At 74.2% G+C, this 4306-nt stretch carries 3 protein-coding genes and 1 pseudogene; 2 read left to right on the top strand and 2 right to left on the bottom strand.

Going from position 1 to position 4306, the window contains the following annotated elements; genetic code table 11:
* Positions 1-165: 165 nt before the first annotated feature.
* Positions 166-756: a GNAT family N-acetyltransferase gene (locus AB0K09_RS30355; RefSeq protein ID WP_366068618.1), complete on the top strand. Its 591-nt coding sequence runs from the start codon at positions 166-168 to the stop codon at positions 754-756.
* A gap of 10 nt (positions 757-766) precedes the next feature.
* Here AB0K09_RS30355 and AB0K09_RS30350 read toward each other — a convergent pair whose 3' ends face one another.
* The gene (locus AB0K09_RS30350) at positions 767-1366 is read right to left on the bottom strand and encodes a helix-turn-helix domain-containing protein (protein WP_366068617.1); all 600 of its coding nucleotides are present in this window, start codon (positions 1364-1366) and stop codon (positions 767-769) included.
* Positions 1367-1519: 153 nt separating this feature from the next.
* Between AB0K09_RS30350 and AB0K09_RS30345 the strand changes: the two genes are divergently transcribed.
* Positions 1520-3757, top strand: coding sequence for an MMPL family transporter (locus AB0K09_RS30345; RefSeq protein WP_366068616.1), 2238 nt, complete (start codon positions 1520-1522; stop codon positions 3755-3757).
* Positions 3758-3807: 50 nt separating this feature from the next.
* Here the strand turns inward: AB0K09_RS30345 and AB0K09_RS30340 are convergent.
* Positions 3808-4306 (bottom strand): annotated as a pseudogene (locus tag AB0K09_RS30340) (saccharopine dehydrogenase); the annotation flags it as partial.

Here is a 4306-nt window from a genome sequence, read left to right as displayed (position 1 = left end):
GCCGGGCGCCACGGCCGGTCCCCCGGCGCCCTCGGAGTTCACCCGGGCGCCGTCGCCGTCGTACTCCATGTCGAGGGTGACACCGATGACCGGATAGTGACGAAGGCTCCGGTCGTCTCGGTGCGCCGGGCCGGCGAGAAGGACCTCGACTTCTTCGTGTGGGCGATGGTCACGGCCGCGACCTCGCACCTGCGGCGCTCCTGCTGGGAGGCGATCTTCGACGAGCCGCCCGGCGTGGTGGCGGAGCTCCTCGGCGCGCTCGCGCGCTCGCCCCGGCCCCACTGGTGCCATCTGTCCCGCTGCTGGGTGGCCGAGGTGGACGGCGTGCCGGCGGGTGCGCTCACCGCCTACGACCCGGCCACCGAGGGCAGCGACGCGCTCGCCGCGGAGTTCGCCGCGCTGGCCGCGCGGACCGGGCGGCCGGAGGGGAGGACGCTGGAGAAGGCGCTCGACCGGGGGCGCGTGTTCCGCTCCTGCGCCCCGGCCGACTACAGCGACTCCTGGGCCGTCGAGAACGTCGCCGTCCTGCCCGCGAGCCGCGGCACCGGTGTCGTCGACGTGTTGCTCGGGCACGCCCTCGACCTGGGGCGGCTGCGTGGGCACGAGCACGCCCAGATCATGTGCCTGCACGGCAACGAGCGCGCCCAGCGCGCCTGGGAACGCAACGGCTTCGAGGTACGGGCCGACTACCGGGGCCGGGAGTTCCGGCAGTTGTTCGGCTCGGCCGGGCTCAAGCTGCTGGTGCGCGCCTATTGACGGCGCGCGCTCAGCCCCCGTCCGTGCCCGCGAGGGCGAGCGCGGCCGCCACCAGCTGCTCCAGCGCGACGGCGGACGCGTCGTCCTCGACGACGAGATGACGCAGCGCCAGACCGTCGAAACCGGTCAGGAAGAACCGCGCCAGCGTCACCGCCTCGACGGCCAGCGGCCGCCCCGTGCGCTCCGCGACCTCGGAGATCATCCCGGCGGCCGTCTCCTCCAGCTCGCGCTGGTGGGTGCGGACGACCTCGTGCAGATCGGCGTTCCGCAGGGCGTACGTCATCAGCTCGATGAAGAGCAGATAGCGGCCGGGGTGCGCCCGGAGCCCCTCCCACAGGGCCCGGGCCATGAGCCGCAGCGACGTCTCGAAGTCCCGCCCGGCGGGCGCCGCGCCGCGCACCTGCTCGACCAGCTCGGCCGTCAGCTGCTCGATGACGGCGCGGTACAGATCGCGCTTGGTGCCGAAGGTGTAGTGCACCGTCGCCTGCGCCACGCCGAGTTCGGCGGCGATGGCGCGGGTGCTTCCGGCGTCGACTCCTTCGCGGGCCATCAGCTCGATGGCGGCCTGGACGAGTTGCGGGCGCCGTTCGACGGCGGGGACGTGGGCCATGGGCCAAGAGTATCGACTCGGTAAAGCCGCTTCCTCAAGCGACTTCGTCGAATGACTTTGTCAGGCGACCAAGTCATGCGTATGGTGAGAGTCGCAACTCCTCGGTCCGCCACCGCACTTCGCGCGGGCCCGACCGCACCCTGGAGGCAGCTGATGGCCACGTTCCTCTACCGTCTGGCGGCCGCCTGTCACCGGCGCCGCAAGGCCGTGCTGGCCCTCTGGCTGGCCCTCCTGATCGCCCTCGGCGGGCTCGCAGCCGGCTTCTCCGGCAAGACCAGCGACGAGTTCCGGGTGCCCGGCACCGAGGCGCAGACCGCACTGGACCGCATCGCGCACACCCTTCCCGAGTACGCGAACGCCTCCGGGCAGGTCGTCTTCGCCGCGCCCGAGGGCGAGACGCTCACCACGCCGGAGCGGCGCACCGCGATCCAGGCCGCCGCGCAGGCCGTCGGCAGGGCTCCCGGAGTGGCCGGCGTGCACGAACCGTTCGCCTCCGAGGCGGTCTCGAAGGACGGGCGGATCGCCTTCGCCCAGGTCGTCTTCGACAAGAAGCTGAGGGACCTCGGCCAGGGCCCACGCGACGCCGTCCGCGATGCCGCCGGACCGGCCCGGAAGGCCGGGCTGCAGGTCGAGTTCGGCGGGGACGCCTACACCCCGACCGTGCAGGTCGAGGGCGGCGAGGCCATCGGCGTCGGCGTCGCCGTGCTGGTGCTGCTGATCACCTTCGGATCGCTGGTCGCCGCCGGGATGCCGATGGCCGGCGCGCTGGTCGGTGTGGGCGTCGGCATGGCGGCGCTGCTCGCGCTGACCGGCGCGTTCGACATCATCTCCACCGCGCCCGTGCTCGCCCTGATGATCGGCATGGCGGTCGGCATCGACTACGCCCTCTTCATCGTCTCCCGGCACCGGCAGAACCTCGCCGAGGGCATGCCGCCCGCGGAGGCCGCCGCCCGGGCCAACGGCACGGCCGGCAGCGCGGTCGTCTTCGCGGGCGCCACGGTCGTCGTGGCGCTCGCCGGCCTGGCCGTCGCCGGCGTGCCGTTCCTGACCGTGATGGGCCTGGCCGCCGCCGGGGCCGTCGTCGTCGCGATGCTCGTCGCGGTGACGCTGCTGCCGGCGCTGCTCGGATTCGCCGGACACTCCGTCAACCGGCTGCGCGTGCCCGGCCTGCGGCCCCCGGCGGCCGGCTCCTCCGGCCGGACGGCGGCGGGCGAGCGCTGGGGCCGTCTGGTCGTCCGGCATCCGGTCGTCGTCCTGCTGGCCTGCCTCGTGGGCGTCGGCGCGATGGCCGTGCCCGTCAAGGATCTCAGGCTGGGACTGCCGGGCGGCGGCTCCTACGCGCGGGACACCACCGCCCGCACCGCCTACGACCTGGTGAGCGAGGGCTTCGGGCAGGGCTTCAACGGCCCGCTGATCGCCGTCGTCGACGTCTCCCGCGCCCCGCGCCCGGACCAGGCCGTCCAGCTCGTCACCCAGCGGCTGGCCGGACTGCACGGGGTCGTCACGCCCCTGCCGCCCTCCTTCGACGCGAGCCGTACGGTGGCCGCCATCCCCGTCATCCCGGCCGGCGGCCCCGACTCGAAGGTCACCGCCGACCTGGTCTCGGACATCCGTGCCCAGCGCGGGAAGCTGCGCGAGGCCGGCGTGGATCTGAAGGTCTCGGGCACCACGGCCGGCAACATCGACGTCTCGAAGAAGCTCGGGGACGCGCTGCCGCCCTTCCTGCTCGTCATCGCCGGGATCTCCGTCGTCCTGCTGGCCCTGGCCTTCCGCTCGGTGCTCGTGCCCGTCAAGGCCGTCGTCGGCTTCCTGCTCAGCGTCGCCGCCGCCATGGGCGCGGTGGTCGCCGTCTACCAGTGGGGCTGGCTGAACGAGGTGATCCCGGTGCCCCGGACCGGGCCCGTCGTCAGCTTTCTACCGATCCTGCTCATCGGGGTCCTCTTCGGTCTGGCGATGGACTACGAGCTGTTTCTGGTCTCCCGGATGAAGGAGGAGCGCGCGCACGGCGCCCCGCCCCGCGCGGCCGTGGTCTCCGGGTTCGGCAACGGCGCCCGGGTGGTGACGGCCGCGGCCCTGATCATGATCTCGGTCTTCGGCAGCTTCGCGTTCGGCCACGACCCGATCGTCCAGCCCATCGGCCTCGCCCTCGCGGTCGGAGTGATCGTCGACGCCTTCGTGGTCCGCATGGCGCTGGTGCCCGCCGTGATGGCGCTCCTCGGGCGGGCCGCGTGGTGGTTCCCCTCCTTCCTGGAACGGGTCGTCCCCCACGTCGACATGGAGGGCGAGAAGCTCGCCGCCCGGCTCGCCGCCGCCCCCGGCCGGCAGGACGGGGAGGAGTCCGCGGCGGACGCGCCCTCGCCGCTCCCCGAGCGGCGAGGGGCCGGGCGGTGACATCCCCCGGGGCGCCGGCGACGTCTCCAGGGGCGCCGGCGGGCGCCCCGTCAGCTGCGGTCGGCGACCCGCCAGGAGGTCAGACCGTCCCCGGTCAGCGCCGCCGGCAGGCCGGCGAAGACCTCGGGCACCTGCTCGATGTGGTGTACACCGGCCGGCACGTCGCCGGCGTGCACCCGGGCCGCCACCTCCGCGGCGACCAGGCCCGTGATCCGGGTCTGCGAACGGGCCGTCAGCACCCGTGCGGCGTGGCGGCCCTGGTAGTACCCGTCGGCCCGGACGGCGAAGTCGTCGCCGCCGATCCGCGCCCGGGCGAACGCGGCGGTGAGTGCCGGCTCCAGCCCGGCCAGCCGCGCCGCCCGGAAGACACCGGCGCCGCGCAGCGCGAACAGCAGTCCGGTCAGCAGCCCCGAGTCCAGGCTCAGCCGGGTCGTCACCTCCGGCACGTCGAGCGTGCGGCGCAGGGTGTACTGATCGGAGAACGGGAACGCGTAGTGGGTGCGCGGCCGGCCCGAGGGGTTCATTCCGGCCCGCAGCGGCCGCGCCGAC

Source organism: Streptomyces sp. NPDC049577 (assembly GCF_040675635.1).
Classification (GTDB): Bacteria; Actinomycetota; Actinomycetes; order Streptomycetales; family Streptomycetaceae; genus Streptomyces.
Note: the sequence above shows the minus strand (reverse complement) of the source record. Positions and strands in the feature narration are given on the sequence as shown.

What these genes read in the sequence shown, in the direction of transcription:
- AB0K09_RS30355 (WP_366068618.1), top strand. Translation starts at nt 166, where the DNA reads ATGGTCACGGCCGCGACCTCGCACCTGCGGCGCTCCTGCTGGGAGGCG.
- AB0K09_RS30350 (WP_366068617.1), bottom strand. Translation starts at nt 1,366, where the DNA reads ATGGCCCACGTCCCCGCCGTCGAACGGCGCCCGCAACTCGTCCAGGCC.
- AB0K09_RS30345 (WP_366068616.1), top strand. Translation starts at nt 1,520, where the DNA reads ATGGCCACGTTCCTCTACCGTCTGGCGGCCGCCTGTCACCGGCGCCGC.